This is a genomic window from Pseudomonas sp. BIGb0381 (genome assembly GCF_024809815.1).
GTDB lineage: Bacteria > Pseudomonadota > Gammaproteobacteria > Pseudomonadales > Pseudomonadaceae > Aquipseudomonas.
Window position 1 is genome coordinate 1 of the sequence record NZ_JANUEN010000018.1, and the last position, 22075, is coordinate 22075.

Here is a 22075-nt window from a genome sequence, read left to right on the forward strand (position 1 = left end):
AGCCGGAGTGAGGGCACACCGAGCCTAGGCGAGGTGCCGAGTGTTGGGGCGAAGCGTTTTTGGTTACTTTTGGCGCTCTTCCAAAAGTGACCCGCTGTAAGAGCGGAACCCTAAGTCGCCGTTACCGCAGCAACGGATATGTACTCATTCCAACCCCAGCAAATGGTCGGCCCAGAGGCCGCCATCGGGAGCAAGCCCCCTCCCACATTTCACTCCCAGGGCACCCGTTAGAGAGTCGTCGGCTCCCGAGCCTCCACAGGGCAAGTCGAATCGTCGCCTCCACAGTTTTAACCGAGCCCCCCCCAATACCGCTCGGCTATAAGCTCGCCACCCTTCTGCTTCCGCCAAAAAAATGGGGCGATCACTGATCGCCCCGAACGGTACATCGAGAGGTCCTTCTAAAGTTCTACAAACTGATCTGCTTACGCTCCTCATCCGTCAACCGCGCCCGCGCCTGTTCACTCAGCGGCCCCGCACCCAGCACCTGCACCGGGCTGTTGGGGTTGTAGCTGGAGTTTTTCTGCTGCGGCTCCGGATCGCGCGGCACCGGCTCGCTGCCCAGGCTCAGCACCTCCACGGTCATGATCGACGGCCGGCCCTGTTTGGCCGCCGCCTGCTGGCTGCGCGCCGCGTCTTCTGCGGCCTGGGACGCCGCCGCCCCCGCTGCGCTGGCCGAGCTCATGGCGCCGGTGTTGACCGTGGCCGACACCGGCACCCCGGACGACTTGCCCTGGGTCTGGATATTCGCCGCGTTCACCACCCGCAAGGCGGCGATGTTGACGTTGCCCGACACCCGAATGCCCGCCTCCCCCGCATCGATGGTGCCCATCGGTGCGATCAGGTCGATATCCCCCGCCGGCACTTCCGGGATCGGGTTGAGCGTGGCGATCCCCGCACCGGTACTCGGCACCGACGGCGACAGGCTCACGTTGCCCCAGTTGTCATAGACGCGCTTGGGCGGCGTGTACACCACGGTGGTCTTGGAGCCACGACCGGCGTTGATGTCGCCCTCGCTGGTCCAGGCCATGATCGAGCCGCCGAAGGTGGTCATGATGCGGCTCTGGCCGAGCAGGATGCTGCCCAGGGAGTACAGCTGGATATCTCCAGCGCCCTGGGTGATCACCCCAGCCGTGGACGGCGGTGCGGCGCCTTCGATGCCGAACGTCTGGCGGCCACCCGGCGTGAGCATCTGGATCGAGCCACCGAAGTTGGTGTGCACGCCCGCGCCGCCGAACATCGTGATGTCGCCTTTGTAGGTGATCGGGTTGCCGGCCACGTCGGTCTCGGGGAACAACCGGGCAATCGCAGCACGACCACGCACATAGCTGCCCTGGCGCACACTGCCGTCCTGGTTGTACTCACGGCCGGCGGCCTTGAGTTCGGCGAAGTACACGTCGCGGGCGAAGATCCGTTGTTGTTCGGCGGGCAGTGCGGCGTAGTAGGTACGGGCCTGTTCGCTGTCGCCGGCAAAGCCGAAGCGTTCGGTGAGCCAAGACACCAGTTCACTCTCGTAGGTCTTGGCGACTTTGCTGCCCTGCAACGACTCACCCGATTGCGCCAGGTTGGCGGGGTTTAGGTAAGCCTCGACGAAGCGACGGTAATCCGGGCCGTTGAGGCCCGCGCCGGCTTGCATGACAATGCTTGCGCCAGGGCGGCTGTCGCCCGCCGCCACAGCACCCAGGCTGTTCACGGCGACTTTGTCTTCCATCTGAATGTTGCGCCCCGCCGTCAGTTCCAGGGTGCCGGGGCCGGCAACGTTGAAGCTGCTGTAGAGGATGTCGCGGCCGGCGCTGGCGATGGAGATATCGGTGGGGCTGTTGTGTACGAACAGGTTGCCGATGAAGGTGTATTGCCCCGTGTCCGTGACACCACCGCTGGCACCACTCAAGCGCGTGCCGCTGCCGACAATATCGCGCCCGGCCTGCATCCACACCGGGCCTGCGCCTTCGTAAAAGGTTTGCCCGAACCGAGCGTCACCCGCCCCCGTAATCGTGAGGGCACGCCCACTGTTGACGCCCAGCAGGTCCCCGCTCAGCGCATAGAAACGTGCAGGTTCCAGGGCGTCACCCCAGGCCATACTGACCGTGTTGGGGCCAAAGGCAAACAGCGGGGAAACCATGAAGGTGGCTTTGCTGCCATCGCTGGACAGATTACCGCTACCGCTTACCGGGATCTGATTGCTCAGGAAGCCGAGAAACGCCGGGTGCAAAATCGTCGCCAGGCTTTGCGGGGCTGCGCTGGAGCGGCTGATGGGCAGGTCGCCGCCGTAGATCGAGTCGCCGGCGAGCAGTTCCAGTTGCCCGTTGGCCGAAGGCGCCAGCACCATTGCCCTGAGCGGCGGCACCGTACTTGGGTCACCGCTTGATGCACGGCCGTAATACAGGCTGCCGCTGGCGGCGACGGCGCGCAAGGTGGCGGGATAGACGGCTGCCATGTCGGTGTCCAGCGTCTGGGTCAGGGGCGTGAGGTTGCCCCCGGCGGAAAACAGGTCCACCGCCGTGCGGTCGGTCCACAGACTGAACCAGCTGTGTCCAATCCCGTTGATGCCACCGCTCGCGTAGGCCAACGCGTTGACTTGCGGCGCGCGGCCCGGGTCGGCGACATCCTGCAACACCAGGTCACCGCGGGTGGCCAGACTGAAAGTAGCGTCACCCGGCAACAGGCTCAAACCACCAGCCGCCCTGGCGGACGTGGAACGCAGCGGATCGTAGGCGCGCACTTCGCTCGGGCTCTGGTAGCTGGCCTGGTTACCATACAGCAGCGTCAGGCTACCCAGAGCGCCGCCAGTGAGTTGTACATGCCCTCGCGTATTCACCAGTGCGCCATTGAGGTGGTCTGTGTTGATCTGGCTGGCTGGGTTTAACGCTCCGCCGACCCGCAGGTTCAGATCGCCGCCACCGGTCAGTTGGACGCTGCCATCGGTGGCGACGCGGCCGGTGCTGCCGACGGCCAATACCAGGCCTTGGCTGCGGGCGCTGACGTTCTGGGCTGTTGACGACACAGGGCTGATGATCCCTGCATCGCCGCCGACATCAACATTGAGGTTGCCGCCACCCAAGGTGCCGAACCCGGTGAACCCGACCATCTGGTCCGACCGCTGGCTTGCCACATAGGAACCAAAATTGATCCACCAGGCGGTGGCTTGCGCCTGGCTGCCACTGAGGCCATTACCCTGACGCCACAACCAGTTGCCGACGTTGGTTGAGTCCACACCGAGATCGCCTAACGGACGCCCGATGCTAATCAGCGACGGGCTGGTGATATTGCCAGTCAGGTTGCCACCCGCTTTAACCAGCAAATTGCCACCCATCTCCGGGTACCACGCGCGGTACAGGCTGTCAGTGCCACCATTGACCAGCTTTTCGTTCGCCCCTGCGTCCCCGAGAACCTTGTCATTGCTACCCAAGGCGCGCTTGAGATTATAGGGGGCGTTGGCGGAGGTGCCGGCGGATGCGTTGCCGGCAGTGTAGACACCGAACAGCGACTCCATGCTCAGGTTACCGGCGGCCAGCAGATCCAGATCCGCTGCACCGGTACGTATTACGCTGAAGCGGGTGCTGCTACCCGAAACCAGGGTATAGCCATCACCTTGCGTGGAGCAGAACTCAGGAAAATCAGTACACACCTCCGGGTAGTTAATACCAGCAAAATCAATAGGCTGCCCCGTCATGCTGTCATCGCCAAACCAGCCGACGGACCCCTCTTCGGTCCAGACCACAGCTGCCTGTCCGTACATACCATAATGACTGTCCGCCAATCGCAGATTGCCGCTTACCGGATGCGGTTGCAGCAGGCGACTGTCGGCTGCCTCAGTGTCGGCCCCCGCAACCAGGCGAATCGACCACGACTGCGCACCCTCCTCCAGCATGGGAGCAATTGCCCAGTTTTTGCCCGGATGGCCGGCGTCACGCAACGCCACCGACTCCACGCCGCCCGGCAGCTTCACGTCTGTCCCCGACGGCAACAGGGCGCCCCGGGGCAGCACTTGGCTGGCGGCCAGGGTCACCTTGGTGGCCAATGGCACGCCCTTGGGCCAGATCAAGCCGTCGACACTGGCTGACGTGCTCAACAGGCTGCCGGCATCCAGGACACTGCCGATGGCGAGGGTCTGGCTCTGAGTCAGCAACGTGCCCGCCGCGAACAGCACATTGCCCGAGGCATCCCGAACAGCCGCCGCCAACACCGTACCCGCCGGGAGTACCAACGGTTGTTTGAGCGTAGCCGCGACGGGCAATCGGGTGCCCGCCGGCAGAAACAGGGGGTTAGTCAGTACATCGAAATTAAGCGCAGCGCCCGCAGGGAACACGGTGCCCACCTCCAGGGTCACGCCGCTGCCCGGTACCACCACGGTGCCACCGGTGTAGTCGATACCGGCGCGCAGCACCCAGCCATTGTCATCGTCGGTGGCCGGTGGCGCGGCAAAACCATCGTTGATGCTGCCATAGATATTCAGGTCGCCACCGGCGCGCAGGGTCAGGCTGCCGGACTCGGTCTTGGCCGTTGATTTAAGGCTGGCGTAGCGATAGCCGGAGAGGTCCAGATCGCCCTGCACCACCAGGTCGCCATCCGGGGTTTTGCTGATGATCTCTACGCCGGGGCGCAGGTGGAACACATCGCCGTACGTGGCGTTGTTCAAGCCGGCGAGCTTCTGCAGCAAGTTGCTGTTAACACGCGCGGCGTTGATGAAATTCGTATTTGCTGGATCAACGACTTTCGTGAGGTAGTCCTGATCAATCACTTGGTACGGGCGCCCATTGGGCGTTTTATCGGTGTTGGTCGGGGCATCGTCATAGGTTCTCATGCCGTTGAGCGCAATCGAACGCGCGCCCTGGATAGTCAACGGCCCACGGGCGTCGATGGCGATGTCATTGCCGCCCACGCGCGGCGCGTTGAGTTCCAGCGTGCCACGGCTGCGCCCGTCATTGCCGGTCGCGGCCTCGGTGCCATGGCGCAGGTCGATGCGCGCGCCGTTGGCCAGGGTCAACTGGCCCTGGCCTGAGCTGAGGACCACGATGGCGCGGTTAGGCGAATCGATGATCTTGCCGTAGCTGTCCACGCGCAATTGTGTGCCATGGGCGTCCAGCACGGCGCTGCCGTCGAGGGTCAGGCCCTGCTTGGCGGCCAGGTTTATGCTGCCCACGCGCTCGCCGCTGGCATCCACCAGGCCGGTCACGCGCAGGCTGCCATTGTCGATCGAGACGTTGACGCTGTTGGCCTTGACGTCATTGCCGATGGTCAGGTCGCCCTGCTTGAGCTGGAAGCTACGCGCACCGTAAACCTGGCCTTGGTTGAGGCGTTGGTTGAGCGCTGCGAACTGGTCGCTGAGCGTACCGCTGCCGCCCAGGCGCTGGGCCTGGATCTCCACCGCACCCGCGAGGTATGGCACCCGCGTGCCACCGGCATCGTAGTCACCGCTGCTGCCGGCGATGATCTTGCCTGCCAGGTCGACGATCCCTGCAGCGCCGTCCACCGCCACCGCGCGCAACTTGCCCGCCTGGTTGTGCTGCGCCGACAGGTCGATGGTCGAACCGGCGGCCTGCTGCACATTGCCGGCACGGCTCTCCAGCAAAACCTCGCCGCCTGCGCTGTATTTGGTCAAGTCATTGAAGGCAATGGCCCGGCCGGACACATCAATCGAGGCGGCATCGGTCAACAGCACGTCGCCCCGCGCGCCCAAGGTGACCTTGCCGCTGGGCAGTACCACGGCAGTGGCCAGGCGAAGGCTATCGCCTTGCAATGACAATTCGCCGCCGATGCCATCCACCTTGCCTACTGCGCCAGCCGAGGCGCTGACATCAATCGCGCCACCGGCGGTAATACGGTTGACCGAACCGGCCTCACCGGTCATCAGCGGCGTGAGGATATTCAGGTTGCCGCCGCTGTAGGCAAAGCCCTTGATCGCATCAAACGCGCCCTGGCTCTGGTACACCGAGAGGCTACCCTTGTGGTTGGCGGTGATGCGCTCACTGGCATTGAGGTTGACGTTGGCAAAGCCCAGGGCGAGGCGGTCGAAGGTCTTGGTCGTGCTCGGCTGGGCAAAATCCCCATAGCCGAATTCGATACGCTCGGCATTGATGTCCAGGCGCCCGCTGCCGCTGCCGGCACCGCCGGTCACCGCCGCCACAGGCGGCGCGACGGCACCTTGCCAGATCAGGTTGGCGGTGTGGATAGTCGCCACGTCGTTCAAGCCGCCAGAGCCGTAGATCGCCGGCGTGGACAGCATCAGGTTGCTCAGCAACGACTTGCCGGTCACGGCGTCATAAGTGTCCAGGGTGGTGGTGCCGTAGAAGTTAAAGCTGTCACGCGCCGACAGTTGCAGGGTTTCCAGCGCCGGGGCGCCGAATTGGGTGTCACCGCGCAGCAGGCGTTCCAGCACTTGCTGGTTGAGGGTCATGCCCACCGGCAGGCGATTGTTGGCGGCTGCATCGGCCAGGGCTTCGGGGCTGCCGACGTTGATGCTGGACACACCCAGGTTCAGGTGGCGGGTGCCATAGCGCACATCATCGCCCATCTGCAGGGAGCTGTCGGTCAAGGTAACGATGCTGCCTTCGGAATACAGGGCTGTCTGGCCGCTGCAGGGCGCGCTGTTGCACACGCCTAACTGGATGCCCCCACTGATGACTTCGCCCAATGACGGCGCGGCGACTACGTTGAGCAAACCGTTGGACACCGCCAGCATGTTCCCCACGTTATAGACAAAACCGTCACGGGCGTCATAACTGGCCTTGCCACGGCCAATGGTGTTGATCGAGGCACCTTGCTCGACAACGATGCTTCCGATGCCGGTCAGCAGCAGCACTTCCGGCGCTGTCAGTTGGGCACCGTCACGTAGAATAATGGCGCCGGTGGTGCCACCAGCGACGTTAATGTAATTACCGGCCTGGCCGTAATTGACCACCGTCATCCCGCCAATCAACAAACGTGAAGCGCCTAGGGCGTTCAGGCTTTGCGCATGCACGCTGACACCGTTAAAGCCCTCGCTGGCACCCTTGCCGGTCGCCACGATCTCGATATCTCTTCCAATCCCGCCGTCTTTATTGATCAGTGCCACGGTACCGCCATAACCGCCGTCAGCGGCCTCGAAGCGACCGGTGCCATCGAACGAGAAGGCCTGCGCGCCCGCCCCCGGACGCAAGGCCAGTTGCAAGGTCCTGGCATCCACGGGCAGCAAGGCACGGGGCACGCCAAGCCTGACTGCATCGGCCACGGCGAATTGGGCGTAACCGGTTTCGTTGTACTGAGAGTATCGGCGCAAGGTGTCGGCGGAGGTCAGGATAACCTGGCTGGACAGGCTGTTGCCGATGCCGGTATTGGCGATGGACAGGCGCCCGGTGCTGGCCCATGAGCCATTACGCAACGGTTGGGTCGAGCCATCGCCGCCGAGCCCCGCCAGCCCGTTGATCTCCACCCGGAACGCGCCCGGCATCAGCGCGTAGGTGGAAGGCATCAGGGTGTAGGTACCGGCTGCCAGCCCCGGCACACCGGCACCGATGCTGATTTGCTGGCCGATCAACGGATCTACCGCACCGCCTTCTGGCGCCACCGGCGCATAGCCGGGTTGCACACCCGGCACAATCGCGTAGATCGGGTTGGTGCTCAGGCCCGGCAACACAAAACCGCCATTTGCGCCGAATTGCACCAACGGGTTAAGGCGCGCATCCGTAGAGCCGCCACGTCCGGAAATGAACCCAGCCCCGAGTAATTCGCCACCGCCGGACAAATCCACCGTTGCTTCCGGCTGCACCGCCACCGACTGCCCACCCAATACCATCCCGATATACAAACCACCGCTGTTATCCGTTGCGCCCTGGCCAACGAATGTGACTTTCTTGCCGTTGTACATATAGACCTGACCATCCACCGTGCCGCCGTAAGGCAGCACCAGGCCCTTGCCACTCACGGAGGTCAGGCTACCCGGCAACAGTTCAACCTTGCCCGACGTCAGGATGCCGACTTCGATCAGCCCCAGTGGCGCACGCACCACGCCGCCCTGGCGGATATTGGCACCGCCCAGTTGCAGGCGACCGAAGGCCGAGTACGGTACAGCGGCTGTGGCGTCGCCGATGCGTTCGATACTCAATGTGCGCGTCGGGTCAAAACCCGAGTTCTCGTTCTGAAACCCCGCCAGCACGCGCGCCCCGACTTCCGTCGCGGGGTACAGCTGCGCGGCGCGCAGGGTCATGTCGCCGCTGGTCACCAGTTGCGTGCTGATGCCCTGTGAGATCACATTCGCATCGGCACCGGCCAGGAAGCGCAGGTCGCCTTGGCTGGTCAGTTGCACATTGTCGAACCCGCGACGCTCGACCGCGACCTGAGCGTTATTCGCCAGCGGCACGTTGCTCTTGTTGCCAAACACCACATTGCCGCGTACATCGATCAAGTTGGCGCTGGCACGCAACTGCGCCGCCGTTGTCAGCGGCGACGGATTGGGCAGCAGCGGCACCGCACGCACATAGGCTTCCTTACTGCTTTGCGCAGGCGCAAGAATGCCGGCCAGCAGCAAGTAAGGCGCCGACAGGCTGACCCGCGAATTGGCCGCCGCCCCCTCGCTGAGGTTGTAACTGGCGCTGTACAACCGCAGGCTTTGGCCCATGTTCAACGACACATCGCCGTCGAAACTCAGCAAGCCGTTGCTGAGCAGGGCCAGGTTGTCGAAACCGCCAGCGGTGATCTGGTCGACACCGAGACGGCCGTGACCGTACTCCAGGCTGGCGCCGGTCGGTAAGGCGCCAGGTTGATGGGTCTGGCTGAGTACCAGCTCGCGCACCTTGAGCACCCGGTCGTTCACCGCGTTTTTCGCGTAATAGGGGCTTTCCAGCGCCAGCGACAAGCTGCCGCCCGCCGCGCCGGCGCCCCCGGCACGCGCGACAAAGCTGCCGTCCAGGTACAGACCATTGTTGGACGCAAAACTGATGCTGCCGCCATTGCTGGCGACCGGCACACGACCCTGGCCTGGAACATCCAGCACCGCCTGGGCACCGGACGCCTCCAGGCGCGCGCCTTCGCGCACCACCACAAACACATCGCCGGCGCTGGCAATGCCGGTGGCCAGGTTGATATCACCACCGATGCTGATCTTGCCGCCATTGAGGACCTGGCCATACACGCTGCCTCGGTTGCTCACCGCCGTGACCGCGCGCGCTGCAACGTCGATCAGCGCGTTCTCGCCCACCCAGATCGAGCGGTCATGACCGGCGGCAATCGGCTGTTCCCAGGCCTGCGGCGCCAGGTTCAGGCCACCCAGGCTGACACTGCCGCCCCAGGCATTCAGGCTGCCGTTCAGGGTCAACTGACCAACGCTGCGCAGGTTGATGCCCTGGCCGGGGTCGACATTGATCACCGCACCCTGGCCCACGGTCAGAGCGGTGCTCGCCAGTTGTGCGGCGGTGGAATCCTTGGAGCCGGCCGTCAGCGTCAGGCTGGCACCGCGACGCTGGGTCAGCACGCCTTGGGTCGGGTTTTCCTGGTAGAGCGCCGGCGTCCAGCGCTCCAAGGCCGTGGCGGGGTCGCTGCCACTCGGCGCGGCCAGCGTCTGCTCGCCCAAACGGTAGACCGGCGTAGTGACATCCACCTGAGTGCCATTCGTGACGAGCAGGCCTTCGTTGCCGGTAATGTCATAGGCCGAGAAGCCCTTGTTGAAGAAATCGCCCGACAGTTGCACGGTACCGACGTCGGGCGCGGTGGCGCTCTCGCCGATCTGTACCTTGAGCGCCTGCAACGCCAGGGTGCCGCCGCCATTGACGCCATAGCCGCGAATCTCGCCGTCCAGCACCAAGGAGCCGAGCGCGCCCAAGGTCACGTCGCCGCCCTTGCCGCCGGTGAGCTTGCCATCCACGCCGAGGGTGGCCCCGGAAGACGCATCCACCACGCTGCCGGCCGCCAGGTTCACGTTGCCGGTGCCGCGCAGCGATACCTTGCCGCCGTTCACATACGCCACGCCTTCGCGGTTGTTCGGGCCCAGCATCAGGTTGTTCCAACGCCCGGTGGCGTCCAGCTTGACGCCTGCCGCCACATCGGCCCGCCCGCTGCCCGCGAGGATCACATCGCCGACCGTATTGCCGGAGTTGAGATTAACCTGATTGAGGATGTTGCCCGCGTTGAGGGTGCCGCCATGGGCCGTGAGGTTGGCGTTGATGTTGACCTCAGGCCCAAACAGAGTGATCTCACCGCCGTCCGCCACATTGAGCGCACCCTTGACGGTGATCTTCTGCGTGACGCCGACTTTGATCGCCCCCAGTTGATAGCCATTGAGCTGATCACTGTCGAGCACCATCTTGCCCTGGCGATCCGCCGGCAATGCGGTGGTGAGGTCCAGGCCATCGGCGATTTTCTGCGTGTTGCGGTCAATCAATACTTCATCGGCAGTGCCGGTCAGCGCATAACGCAGGGTGCCGGTGGTCTTGTTGTAGACCGGCGTGTACCCGCCAATGATCAACTGCGCGCGCTGGGCCATGGCCTTCTGGGATTGCTGGTAACCGTCGAGGTTGATGTTCGGCGCCTGGGTCTGGCGATCGCCCTGGAACACATTACTGATCACCTGGCCTTCCAGCACCGCGCTGGTGGTGCCGACCACCAGCTTGCCCGCATCGCGGCCCACCGTGTAACCGCTCTCGAAACGGCGTTGTTTGGCGATCATCGGGTTGTAGTAGTAATCGGTCTGGCCCCAGCGCTTGCTGGTGTCTTCATAACCCTTGTAGAACCCGGAATAGAGAATGTCCCCCGGCGCGTTGGACAGCTCATACAGGCGCCCGTCCGGGCCCTTGAGCCAGGTCTGCTGGATATACCCGGCCTGCACGTCCACGGTGCCGCCCGAGAGGTTGATCTGCGCGCCCTTTTGAGTCACCACATCCTTGCCGGTAAACGTCACGGTGCCGCCCTGGGCCATCCACTCACCCACCGAGTGGCCCTGGGTGCCAAGGTAACCACCGACTTCCAGCAGGCCGCCGGCGGTGTACCAGCGATCCGTTGCATAGCCGTTGGTGCCTGCGGGCACAAACACCAGATCGCGCAGGTCGACCCACACATCGTTGTTGATCAGCTTCCCGTCTTCACGGTTGACCGGCGCGTCACGCTGCTCGTTGCCCTGTACGTTGATCTTGATGTTGTTGGACTCCATCGACACCTTGACGCCGACAGCCCCGGATACATCAATCATCGCCCCATCGCGCACCAGACTACGCCCGGCGGCACTGACCGCGACCTGCCCACCGGTGGCCAGGGTGATCGAGCCTTTCTGGAAATCCACGGTGCCACCGCTGACGATCTCGATGCGCGACTGGTCGGTACGGTCGGCCACCGCACTGAGGTTGTTGAACTGCCCGGTGATCAAGTTGGCGGGCATGCCGTCGAGCTTGATCAGGCCATTGCTTTGCTGGCTGTTCAGCGCAGTGCTGCCACTGCTGTCCAACAGGATCGAAGTGGTACTGCCCTCGCCCAGGGTCACACTGCCGGTGGTATCGGTGGCGGAATTGAGCAGGTGAATCGTGCCACGGGTGTCCACCGACGTGCTGGCCAGGGCCACGCCATTTTGCTGCACCTGGTGCCCGGTCAGGGTGATGTCCCCGGTGGACGCCATGATCAGACCGTTGTTGCTGACCTTGCCGGCGCTGCTGCCAGCCTTGAGGCTGGTCGCCACTTCATTGCCGCGCGTGGTGGAGCGGTCGTTGCCAGTGGTACCGACACCCTTGCGGATGTAGAAGCTGTCGCCGGCGGCCAGGGTGGTCTGCCCCTTGGCGGTGCTGATAGTGCCGGCGTTGTCCACTTCCGCACCCAGCAACAAGGCATAGCCGCCCGCATCCGTCGAAGTGGCCGGGTTGTGGGTCTGGATCAGCGCACCGCGCTGCACCTCGACCTTGCCCGCCGCGTCGGTGAAGGTCGGCTGGGTGCCGTTACCATCCACGTAAATACCGCTCTGGGTGAACTGCTGGTCGGTGATGTTCGCAGCGGCGGCAACGAGGTTGCGTACGTTGACCTGGCTGGTGCCACTGAAGACCACGCCGTTGCGGTTCACGATCATCACCGTGCCGGCGCCGTTGATCTGGCCCTGGATTTCACTCGGTCGTGCATCGGGGTCGTTGACGCGGTTGAGCACCGCCCAACTGGACTGCTGCTGGAAATCCACCGTGGTGTTGCGCCCGACGTTAAACGTCTCCCAGTTGAGGATCGCCTTGTCGGCGGTCTGCTCGATACTCACCGTGGTCTTGCCACCGGACTGGGTTTGGGTCGGGCCCTTGGCGTTGGTCCAGCCCTGGGTCAGGCTGTTATCCACCTGCAGGCCGCCTTTGCCGAGGCCATCGGGAATCGTCGAGACCTGGCCGAACGCCGCCTGGCGTCCCGCCGCTTGCGCTGCCTGCTGCGCCGCAATCGCCGCGACGCTGGTGTTCAAGGTGCTGATGGAACGCGCCAACTGCTGGTTGACCCACGCCTGCTGGTTCAGCGAAGGAACCCCCGGCACCTGCCCGGCACTGATCCGCGCCGCCGTCGTCGCCTGGCTCGCACCTTTCTCGGCAAACCAGCTGGAACTGAACGCCGTGGCCGCATGGGCATTGCCCGCCACCATCAACAAGGCAATGGCCTGGGCCAGGGGCTTGAGGCGCAGGACAGTTTCTTGGGCTTTCAGGTTTACCGGTGATTTGCAGCGGACCATCGGGGATCTTCCTTCTTTGTTATCACGCAGGGAGCAAGACAGGCTCACGTATGAGGGTTAGGCGGTTGGCGAGGGGCGGGACTGAACTTCTGTCATGCAAAGTTCATAAAGGCCTGATAGCGGATCGAAAACCCGTACAAACGCAAAAACCAGCAACGGCACAGGCCGTTGCTGATCAGGTGTTGCAGGTCGGTGAAAGCGTGGGTTACAGCGGACGACCTTTACCGTTGCAGACGTTGGTGTTGCCGATGCTCAGGGCGTTGCTGGCGGTCAGGAAGCTGCCGCGAATAGCCAGTTTCCAGTTGGATGGCAACGGTACGAACGCGTTGGCTTCGATAGCCGCATCGTTGTTCGCGGATGCGCCGTAGTGCTTGGTGAAGAACTCTCGCACTTGGCTGGTCTGGGTGGCGTCGGCGTAGCACTGGCTGAAGATCAGGTTGGTGAAGCCCAGGATCGGGTAGCCCGACGATGGGTAGGCCACTACACCGCCGCCCGTCGTTGCACCGAACACCGGCACCCAGGCGTCAGGGTTGCCACGCGCGGTTGTGGCAGGCAGCGGTACTGCGCTGATGGCGGCGGAGACGTTGGCGGCGGCTGGCGAAACGCCCAGGGTGTTGGTGGCGACGTTCTTGCCCACGCGAGCAACTTTGGTCGCGTCGTCCAGACCGGCCAACGTTGGCGCGGCGAAGTCAGGGCTCATGTAGGTGATCCCGCCGTCGGTGCCAGACAAGGTCGTCATCACACCTTGGCTACCCGTGGCGGAAACGGCGCCGGTAGGCAAGCCACCGGTGTAGCTGGTGCCGAAGGTGGTGGTGACGTTGAAGGTACCGGTTTCAGCCGTGCACTTGGCGTTGAGGAAGCGAGTGAACAGTTCGGTAGTGCCGCTGCTTTCGCTGCGGTAAACCAATTTGATCGCACCCGTACGACCAGAACCGGTGATGCCGCTCCAGTCAGCAATACGGCCCGAGAACACGCCGCACAACTCGTTGACGCTCAGGTCAACAGCCGCAGTGCCGCTTTTGTTGAAAGGGATGGCAACCGCGGTTCCAACCGAAGGTACTTGAATCAGTTTGCCCCAGCCCGGCTCTTTATCGGTAGCGTAGGTGGCCAGCTCTGTCGAGGTCAGCTTCGAATCACTACCGGCCCAGTGCACGTTCTTGGTGGTGTCAGTGCCGAACTGGATGTACTTGTTTTCCAGAAACGCGATTTTGCCTTTGCCGCTGCCCACACCGATATACGGGGCAAAACCGGCAGGCAATACTTCCGGCGTCAAATACAGTTTTTGCGGCAGGGTTGCGCCGCCACCATTGATGTCAGCCATTGCAGCCTGTGCCGAGCACAGTGCAGCGAGGGTCATGGATACCGCGAGAACGTTGCGCTTAAACATGAAGAATCTCCTTTCGTCGTGTTTGTACGTTTGGGGTAGATGGCTCTTGCATGACGCCATGGCTTCGGTCCCAAGCCATGTTGCGGGGGTGGCCGGGGGTGAAAACCATGGAGAGAAAGTCGCAGTTTCCGATGACGGTTATAGGAAAAAACCTCGGGAGGAAGGGCTTGATTTTAAAAAGATTCTCGGGTGTTTTGGTCACGGTTTTGAGCAGTTTGGCGGCAGGTGACAGCGAGGTTTCAGCGTGGGTTTCGTCAAGGCGGCGCGGGCTGTGACGCGGGGCCTGGATGTGACGGAATGAGGAACCCGAGGTTGAGGGCCGGCGATATCGGCCAGCCCCAAAATGAACTGAACAGACAGGGTCCAATGTGGGAGGGGGCTTGCTCCCGATGGCGGTGGGTCAGTCAGCTCAGTGGTAGCTGATACACCGTCATCGGGAGCAAGCCCCCTCCCACATTGGTTTTTTGGTGTGTTCAGGTCACCAGTTGGTTGATCTCGATGATCGGCAACAGCACCGCCATCACGATCACCAGCACCACCGCGCCCATCACCACGATCATCAGCGGCTCCAGCAACGCCGTCATGCCCATGGCCCGCCGTTCGATATCCCGCGACAAGGTTTGCGCCGCCCGCTCCAGCATCGGGGGCAGCGAGCCGGTTTTTTCGCCGCTGGCGATCAGGTGGATCAGCACCGGCGGGAAGACCTTTTCCACCGCCAGCGCCGGGGCCAGGTTGACGCCTTCGCGCACCTTGGCCGTGGCATCGTTGACGCACTGGCTCAGGCGCTCGTTGGACAGGGTTTGCCGCGCCGCTTCCAGCGCCCGCAACAGCGGCACGCCGGCACCGCCGAGAATCGCCAGGGTCGAGGCAAATCGTGCGGTATTCAGGCCCAGCACAAAGCGCCCGATCAGCGGCAAGCGCAGCACGCGGCTGTGCCAGTTCAGGCGTGCCACGGGGTTGCGCAGGTACAGGCGCCAACCCCAGAAACCACCGACGATGGCGCCGAAACACAGCCAGCCCCAGGCGCGGATAAAGTCGCTGGCATTGAGCATCGCCAATGTCAGCCCGGGCAGATCCTGGCGCGCCTGGGAAAACGCGCTGACCACCTGAGGCACCACGTAGCTGAGCAAAAAAATCACGATGCCGATCGACACCAGCCCGACCACGCCGGGGTAGATAAACGCGGTGAGGATCTTGCCGCGCAGGTTGTTGCGTTCCTCGATGTAGTCGGCCAGGCGTTCCATCACCTGGGCCAGGTCACCGGACTCCTCCCCCGCCGCGATCAGTGCGCGGTAGATCGACGGAAAATCCCGTGGCCGTGCCGCCAACGCATCCGCCAAACGCATGCCGCCGCGTACATCGGCGCGCACGGCAGCCAGGGTCTGGGCGATGTGTTTTTTCTCCGCCTGCTCCACCGTTGCGCTTAATGCCGCCTCCAAGGGCAGGCTGGCGCCGAGCAGGCTCGCCAGTTGCCGCGTGGCCCAGGCCAGGTCGTTGTCCGACAGTTTGGCGCTGAACAGGCTGCTGCCGGCGGCGCTTTGCTGACCGCCCTCGACCTGCACCAGCAGCGCGGTCAAACCACGGCTGCGCAGCACCGCAAACGCTCCGCTCTGGCTGTCGGCCTCCAGGTGCCCGGCCTCGACTTTGCCGCTGGCATCGGCGGCTTCATAGCGGTAGCGATTCATCAGGCGTCCCGTGTCACGCGCAGGATTTCTTCGGGCGCGGTGGCGCCGCTGCGTACCCAGCGCTCGCCGTCCTCACGCATGCTGAACATCCCCGCACGGCGCGCCGCCACGCGCAGATCCTGCTCGCCGGCGCCCTGGTGGATCAGGCTGCGCACCTCGTCGTCGACGCAAAACAATTCATGGATACCGGTCCGCCCGCTGTAGCCGATCTGATTGCACTGCGCGCAGCCCACCGGGCGCCAGGTGCCAGGCGCGGCGGGGTCTTCCTGTTTGCAATGCGGGCACAGGCGGCGGACCAGGCGTTGCGCCAGGACGCCCAGCAGTGACGAGGCCAACAGGAACGGTTCGACGCCCATGTCGATCAGGCGGTTGACCGCCGATACCGCATCGTTGGTGTGCAGGGTCGCCAGCACCAGGTGCCCGGTGAGCGAGGCCTGCACCGCGATTTGCGCGGTCTCCAGGTCGCGGATTTCACCGATCATGATGATGTCCGGGTCCTGGCGCAGGATCGCCCGCAGCGCCAGGCCGAAGGTCATGTCGATTTTGGCGTTGACCTGGATCTGGCTGATGCCCGGCAGGTCGTATTCCACCGGGTCTTCCACGGTGAGGATATTGCTGGTGCTCGCATCCAGCCGTGCCAACGCCGCGTACAGGCTGGTGGTCTTGCCGCTGCCCGTGGGCCCGGTGACCAGCACGATGCCGTGGGGCTGGCGAATCAAGGTGTCGAGGCGCGCCAGCAACTGCGGCTCCATGCCCAGGGTCTCCAGCTGCAAACGCCCGGCCTGTTTGTCGAGCAAGCGCATTACCACGCGCTCGCCGTGCCCGGTGGGTACCGTCGACACACGAATATCAATCGGCCGCCCGGCCACGCGCAGCGCGATACGACCATCCTGGGGCAGGCGTTTTTCGGCGATGTCGAGCTGGGCCATGATCTTGATCCGCGACACCAGCGCGCCATGCAACGCCTTGCGCGGCGACACCACATCGCGCAGGGTGCCGTCGACGCGGTAGCGCACCACCGAATGGGTTTCATACGGCTCGATGTGAATATCACTGGCCTCGTCCCGCGCCGCCTGGGTAAGTAAGGCGTTGATCATGCGGATCACCGGCGCGCCATCCTGGGTGTCGAGCAGGTCGGTGATCTCGGGCATGTCCTGCATCAGGCGGTCGAGGTCGACTTCGTTCTCCGCCGCGCCCACCACAGCGGCGGCGCTGCCGGTGTCGGCGTAGGCGCTGGCGAGGAGGCCGTCGAGTTCGTCGTCGCGTACCTGCTCAACCCGCGACTGGCCGAACTGGCGCTGCACTTCGCTGATCGACCAGCCGGGGGTGGAGGGGCAGACGGTGAGCAGCATGCCGTCCTCGCCGGGGCGCAGGAGGATGCGTTGGGATTTGGCCCAGGCGTAGGGCAGCAGGCTCATACCCCTCTCCCACAGGAATATACAGTGCAAATGTGGGAGGGGCGGTGCGACGATTCGACTTGCCCCCGATGAGGGTGTGTCAGCCACAGGTGTACAAACTGACCCACCGCTATCGGGGGCAAGTCGAATCGTCGCACCGCCCCTCCCACATTTGGCCCAGCGAACAGCAGGCTCATGGCCGTGCGCCTACCGGCACCGCGCGGATGACCGCCCTCGGCCCCTGCTGCTGCCCTCCCGGAATCGCCTTCTCCACCGACGGCAACTGCGGCGCCTGTACATCCGGCATCGCCCAGCTGTGTTCCGGCTGCAACCCACTCTGCGCCCGGCGCATAAACTCATAGCGGTTCAAGGTAATGCTACGCCCCGCCCCACTGTCGCGAATGATGTAAGGCCGCAAAAACACCATCAGGTTGGTCTTGCTCACACTGCGCTTCTCATTGCGAAACAACGCCCCCAGCCCTGGAATATCCGACAGCCACGGCACCGCGTCATTGCTCTGGGTATAGCCGTCCTGCAACAGCCCGCCGAGCACCATGATCTGCCCGTCATCCAGCAGGATGCTGGTGTCGATCGCGCGCTTGTTGGTCACCGTGCCCGCCGACACCGACGCCCGTGTGTCCACGGTGCTGACCTCCTGGTAGATATCCAGCTTCACCGTGCCGCCTTCGGAGATCTGCGGGCGCACGTTCAGCTTGAGCCCCACCTCTTCGCGCTGCACGGTCTGGAACGGGTTATTGCTGGTGCCGCCGCCACCGGTCACATAGCTACCGGTAACGAATGGAATGGTCTGCCCCACAAAAATGCTCGCCGCTTCGTTGTCCAGGGTCAGCAGGTTCGGCGTCGACAGCACATTGGTGCCGCCCTTGCTCTTCAAGGCACGGGCCAGGACCTTGAGGTCGAGCACCTTGCCGATCCCCGGAATATCCACGGTGCCATTGACCACGCCGATATTCAGGCCCTTGGGCAGTACATCGATGCTGGTGGGACTGGCGGGCGTGCCCACGACACCGCTGCCACCCAGGTTAACGCCACCGAACCCACCTTTGCCCGCCAGGTTGCCGGCCTGCCATTGCACACCGAACTCGGTGGCATCGTCCTCGCCCACTTCCACGATCAGGCTTTCGATCACCACTTGGGCGCGGCGCTGGTCGAGCATGTCGATCACTTCCCGCAGGTTGCGGTACAGCGGGTCCGGCGCGGAGATCAGCAAGGTGTTGGTGGTGGCGTCGGCCTGGATGGTCACGCCGCCGGCGCTGAACGCGGTGTCCTGCTCGTTGGCGGTATTGCCGGTATTGGTGCTGGAACCGGTGGTTTGCCCATAGCCCGACTGCACGCCACTGCCGGTGGGTGTGCCGCTGCTGTTTTGGGCGTTGCTCGTGCCCTGGCTGTTCTTGCTATTGCCGCCCATGGCACTGAGCTTGCCACGCGCGTCGTCGCTCACGCCGGAATCGCTCTCGCCGGTGAGCAGCCCGCGCAGCGACTGGGCCAGCTTGGCCGCCTGGGCGTTGCGCAGGTACACCACGTGCATATTGCTGGGGTTGCTCTGGGCATTATCGAGCTTGTAGATGAGGTTGCGCGCCAGCTCCGTACGCTCGGGGCTGCCGGAACGGATGATGATCGAATTGGAGCGCGGGTCACCGACCACGTTGATCTTCTGGGTCTGGTCGGCGCCCTGGGTTTCCAGCAGCTCGGAAACCATGGCGGCGATGTCCACGGCGATGCCGTTTTGAATCTGCACCACATCGGTATCGATGGCGCTGGGGGTGTCGATGCCACTGATGATCTGGGCGACCCGCGCGAGGTTTTCCGCATAGTCGGTGATGACGATGCTGTTGTTGCCGGGGTAGGCGTTGATCGGGTTATTCGGCGACACGATGGGGCGCAGCACCGGGATCAGGTTCACCGCATTTTCGTATTGCAGACGGAAGGTGCGCGTCTGCATGCCACTGCTGCCCGCGCTGTAGATCGGCCCGCCGAGCAACTTGGCATCGGCCTCCGGCACCACCTGGGCCACGCCGCCCACATCCACCACGCTGAAGCCCTGCATGCGCAGCGCCGCCAGCAGCATGTCGTAGGCCTGGTGCGCCGGTACCTGGCCTTCGCTGACCAGGGTGAGCTTGCCTTTTACCCGCGGGTCCACCAGAAACTGCTGGCCGGTGGCACGGGACAGCGCGCGCACCACTGCCTGGATATCGGCATCGACAAAGTTGAGCTGCACCGGCTGGTCACCCAGCGGGTTGCGCGCCTTGACCGGCGCCGGGGCCTGGCCACGCACGCTGTTGGTCACCGGGTGTTGGACCCGCGGTTTCGGCGCTTCGTCGCGCTGGCGATCCAGCAGGGTATCGCCGCTGCGACGGGTGTCGGCCAGGGGTTGGCCAAGTTCACTGTCCACCAGCAACGGCGTGGTTGACGGGCTGCTGCACGCACTCAAGGCCAGTAACAGCAACGGCGCGGCCTTGCGAAAAGGGAGGACTGACCACTTCATGAAGCTTCCTTAGCGCCAAGCGCCTGATCCATGCGAACGGTCCCGGACACAGTGCCGGCCGAGTTATCGACGGCATCCGCAGCACGTTGCAAACGCGCCTCGGACACCTCCAGGGAAAATGAACGGGGATTGCCCAGCAGCCAGCCCACCACAGCGTCGGCCGGGGCATTGTCGAAGGTCAGGCGCCAACCGCCGGCGTCCAGCACCTGCAACTGGTAATGCCCTTGCAGCCCGGCAGTGTCCAGGGCCTGGCGCAACGCGGTTTCGTCGGCCTGGCGCGGCGCGGCGACATCCTGCAACAGCACCCGCAAGGCTTCGGCCTGGGCGCGCAGCCTGGGGGTTTCGGCCTGCCAGTAGTCGATCTTTTTCAACGCCGGCTGCACCAGCACCAGCCACGTCAGCAGACTCGCCAACACCAGCCCGGCGCCGATCAGCAGGCGTTTCTCGCGCAGGGCCAGGCCGCTCCAGAACACCTGGGCCTGGTTGCGCAGGCGCAGCCACCTATTCATCGCCGGCCTCCGGTTTTTCCGTGGCCGGCGCCGGGCCGATGCTCCAGCCCTGCTCATCGCGCGTGGCGGCAAAACCGGCCTGGGCCAACGCGGCCTGCCACTCGCCCTCGGCCGCCGGGTTACGGCTGTCGGCGAGCAACGCCAGGTGCAAGGTGCCCTGTTCAAAGTTCAGGTTGTCGACGCTGCCCACCATAAAGGGCAAGTTGCTGCCCGCCAGTTGCAGCAGGCTGCTGAAGCGTTGGCCCGAATCGGCAGCCGCACCGCTCTGGCGCGCGGCCAACTGTTGACGGGCCTGCTGCAAGGGGTTGAGCACCACGGGTAATTCAGGAAACGCCTGGCGCACCTGTTGGTTCATCAACGCCTTGAGCCGTTGGCCTTCGTCGACCTGGCGTGCGGCGTAGAGGTTGAGGCCGACGGTCCAGATGGCAGCGGCCAGCGCCACACAGGCCAGCGCCCTGCCCCATCCGGCGCCAGACGCTTGGCTGACGCGCGCGTGCAAACCCCAGGCCGGCACCGCGCCGCTCCAACGCTGCGCCTCTGCCACCAGCGGCACATCAAGCGCTTGCAACCCCAGCGGGTGCACAGCGCCTTGTTGCAGGCTGTCGCGGGTCAACAGGTAGCCGTCGTCCAACGCCGCCGCCCCCACCGGCAAGGCATAGGGCGCCGGGTACAGGCCGCGCAGCTTGAGCTGTCCCTGTGCCAAGACCTGGCCCAGCCGTTCCAGCCCGGCCTTGGGCACCCAGCCCACCTGCACGCGCCCATCGCTTTCACGCGGGCCGTGGGCCACGTGCATCTGTTCCACCGGGCCGAGGATCAGCGCCTGCGCCGCACAGGCCACCGCCGCCTGGTTTTTTGCTGCGGGCAATGGCGGCAGCTCAAGGCTGGTGAGCAGGCTGTCACGCGGGTGCAGAAAACACTCCACCGCCTGCCGGCGCTTGCCCAATTGCGTCAGGCTTTCATGCCCTTCGGACACCACCACGCCACGCTCGAGCCAGGCAAATTTAACCTGGCTTTCGGCGCCAAGCTGATCGAGCGGCGGCAAGGCAATGCGCAAGCGTTTCATACGCCCACCCGCGACCAGATCACTTTGGGCTCACGGTCTTCGGGGCGGTGCAGCAGCGCATCAATCGTCACCCGCCGGCGCTCGCGCCGCGCCTGGCCCTGCAAGCGAAACCACTCGCTGGTGATGCCCACCTGCACCGATTCCAACTCGACCTGGGGCAAGTGCAGGCGGTTTACAAAATCCCCACGGTTGATAAACCAATGGCCATTGTCGCGCTCGGCCACCAACCCATGGGCCTGGGACAGGCTGAGCTGCGGCACCACCGCGCTGAGCACTTCGGCACTCGCGGTGTTGCCGTTGACCCAGGTATTGCCGGGCAGCACGCTGATGTACGCCTGTAGGTGCTGCAACATCTCAGGGGTCAGGCCTTCGAGGCCACTCAGGTCGTCGAGGCTGCGCAACATCGGGTATTTGGCGGGCAACCCCTTCTGTTCATAGGACGCGATCACCCGCTGGCTGATGCGCCGGCTCACGGCCGGGGCCACGCCCAGGGTGCGGCACAGGCGCTCGAAACTCTGCAATTGTTCGGCATCGGGCTGTTGGCGGTTAACCAGGTTGCGCAGGTTGAACTTGCCCTGTTCATCGTCTATCCGCCCCTCGAACACGCCGGCCTGGGTCCGCGCCCAGGGTTGGTCAAGGCGGGTCAGCACGTCCTTCTGGCGCGCTTCCCAGAGCATCTGCCGGCTGCGTTCAAGGCCGCCCAGCAACAGCCATTGGCCCTGCACGCGCGACTGCTCGGCTTCCAGGCTGCGGGTGAATACGGTCTGGCGCGTGAGCATGCCGCCGGCGATCACCGCCACCACCGCCGCGATCAGCAAGGCGCTGATAATCGCCATGCCGCGCTGCTTCGCCGCTGGGGGCGAATACCGTTTCATGGCGCGC

At 64.3% G+C, this 22075-nt stretch carries 8 protein-coding genes; all 8 read right to left on the bottom strand.

Translation table 11 applies throughout. The features are described from left to right. Positions 1 to 406: 406 nt before the first annotated feature. The 8 genes from M2397_RS28825 to gspK all read right to left on the bottom strand — a co-directional run bounded on the left by M2397_RS28825 (position 407) and on the right by gspK (position 22068). On the bottom strand, positions 407 to 12646 hold the full coding sequence (locus tag M2397_RS28825; RefSeq protein WP_259244908.1) for a filamentous hemagglutinin family protein: 12240 nt from the start codon (positions 12644 to 12646) through the stop codon (positions 407 to 409). Positions 12647 to 12851: 205 nt separating this feature from the next. Then, positions 12852 to 14033, bottom strand: coding sequence for a substrate-binding domain-containing protein (locus tag M2397_RS28830; RefSeq protein WP_090405738.1), 1182 nt, complete (start codon positions 14031 to 14033; stop codon positions 12852 to 12854). 473 nt (positions 14034 to 14506) lie between these two features. Next, positions 14507 to 15718: a type II secretion system inner membrane protein GspF gene (gspF, locus tag M2397_RS28835; protein WP_131700676.1), complete on the bottom strand. Its 1212-nt coding sequence runs from the start codon at positions 15716 to 15718 to the stop codon at positions 14507 to 14509. Next, positions 15718 to 17136 (bottom strand): type II secretion system ATPase GspE, encoded by a 1419-nt coding sequence (gene gspE / locus M2397_RS28840; protein WP_131700675.1) that lies wholly within the window; start codon positions 17134 to 17136, stop codon positions 15718 to 15720. Before gspE ends, gspF begins: the two co-directional genes overlap by 1 nt. A 172-nt stretch (positions 17137 to 17308) precedes the next feature. Further along, entirely contained in the window at positions 17309 to 19621 is a 2313-nt protein-coding gene (gene gspD, locus M2397_RS28845; RefSeq protein ID WP_259244909.1) for a type II secretion system secretin GspD, read from the bottom strand. Further along, positions 19618 to 20130, bottom strand: a complete 513-nt coding sequence (gene gspM, locus M2397_RS28850) for a type II secretion system protein GspM (RefSeq protein ID WP_131700673.1) — start codon at positions 20128 to 20130, stop codon at positions 19618 to 19620. The genes gspD and gspM overlap by 4 nt, the downstream gene beginning before the upstream one ends. Continuing rightward, the gene (gene gspL, locus M2397_RS28855; protein ID WP_184745964.1) at positions 20123 to 21193 is read right to left on the bottom strand and encodes a type II secretion system protein GspL; all 1071 of its coding nucleotides are present in this window, start codon (positions 21191 to 21193) and stop codon (positions 20123 to 20125) included. Before gspL ends, gspM begins: the two co-directional genes overlap by 8 nt. Continuing rightward, on the bottom strand, positions 21190 to 22068 hold the full coding sequence (gspK, locus tag M2397_RS28860; protein ID WP_259244910.1) for a type II secretion system minor pseudopilin GspK: 879 nt from the start codon (positions 22066 to 22068) through the stop codon (positions 21190 to 21192). The genes gspL and gspK overlap by 4 nt, the downstream gene beginning before the upstream one ends. Positions 22069 to 22075: the final 7 nt, after the last annotated feature.

Coding starts and splice junctions, on each gene's coding strand:
- M2397_RS28825 (WP_259244908.1), bottom strand. CDS start 12,646: ATGGTCCGCTGCAAATCACCGGTAAACCTGAAAGCCCAAGAAACTGTC.
- M2397_RS28830 (WP_090405738.1), bottom strand. CDS start 14,033: ATGTTTAAGCGCAACGTTCTCGCGGTATCCATGACCCTCGCTGCACTG.
- gspF (WP_131700676.1), bottom strand. CDS start 15,718: ATGAATCGCTACCGCTATGAAGCCGCCGATGCCAGCGGCAAAGTCGAG.
- gspE (WP_131700675.1), bottom strand. CDS start 17,136: ATGAGCCTGCTGCCCTACGCCTGGGCCAAATCCCAACGCATCCTCCTG.
- gspD (WP_259244909.1), bottom strand. CDS start 19,621: ATGAAGTGGTCAGTCCTCCCTTTTCGCAAGGCCGCGCCGTTGCTGTTA.
- gspM (WP_131700673.1), bottom strand. CDS start 20,130: ATGAATAGGTGGCTGCGCCTGCGCAACCAGGCCCAGGTGTTCTGGAGC.
- gspL (WP_184745964.1), bottom strand. CDS start 21,193: ATGAAACGCTTGCGCATTGCCTTGCCGCCGCTCGATCAGCTTGGCGCC.
- gspK (WP_259244910.1), bottom strand. CDS start 22,068: ATGAAACGGTATTCGCCCCCAGCGGCGAAGCAGCGCGGCATGGCGATT.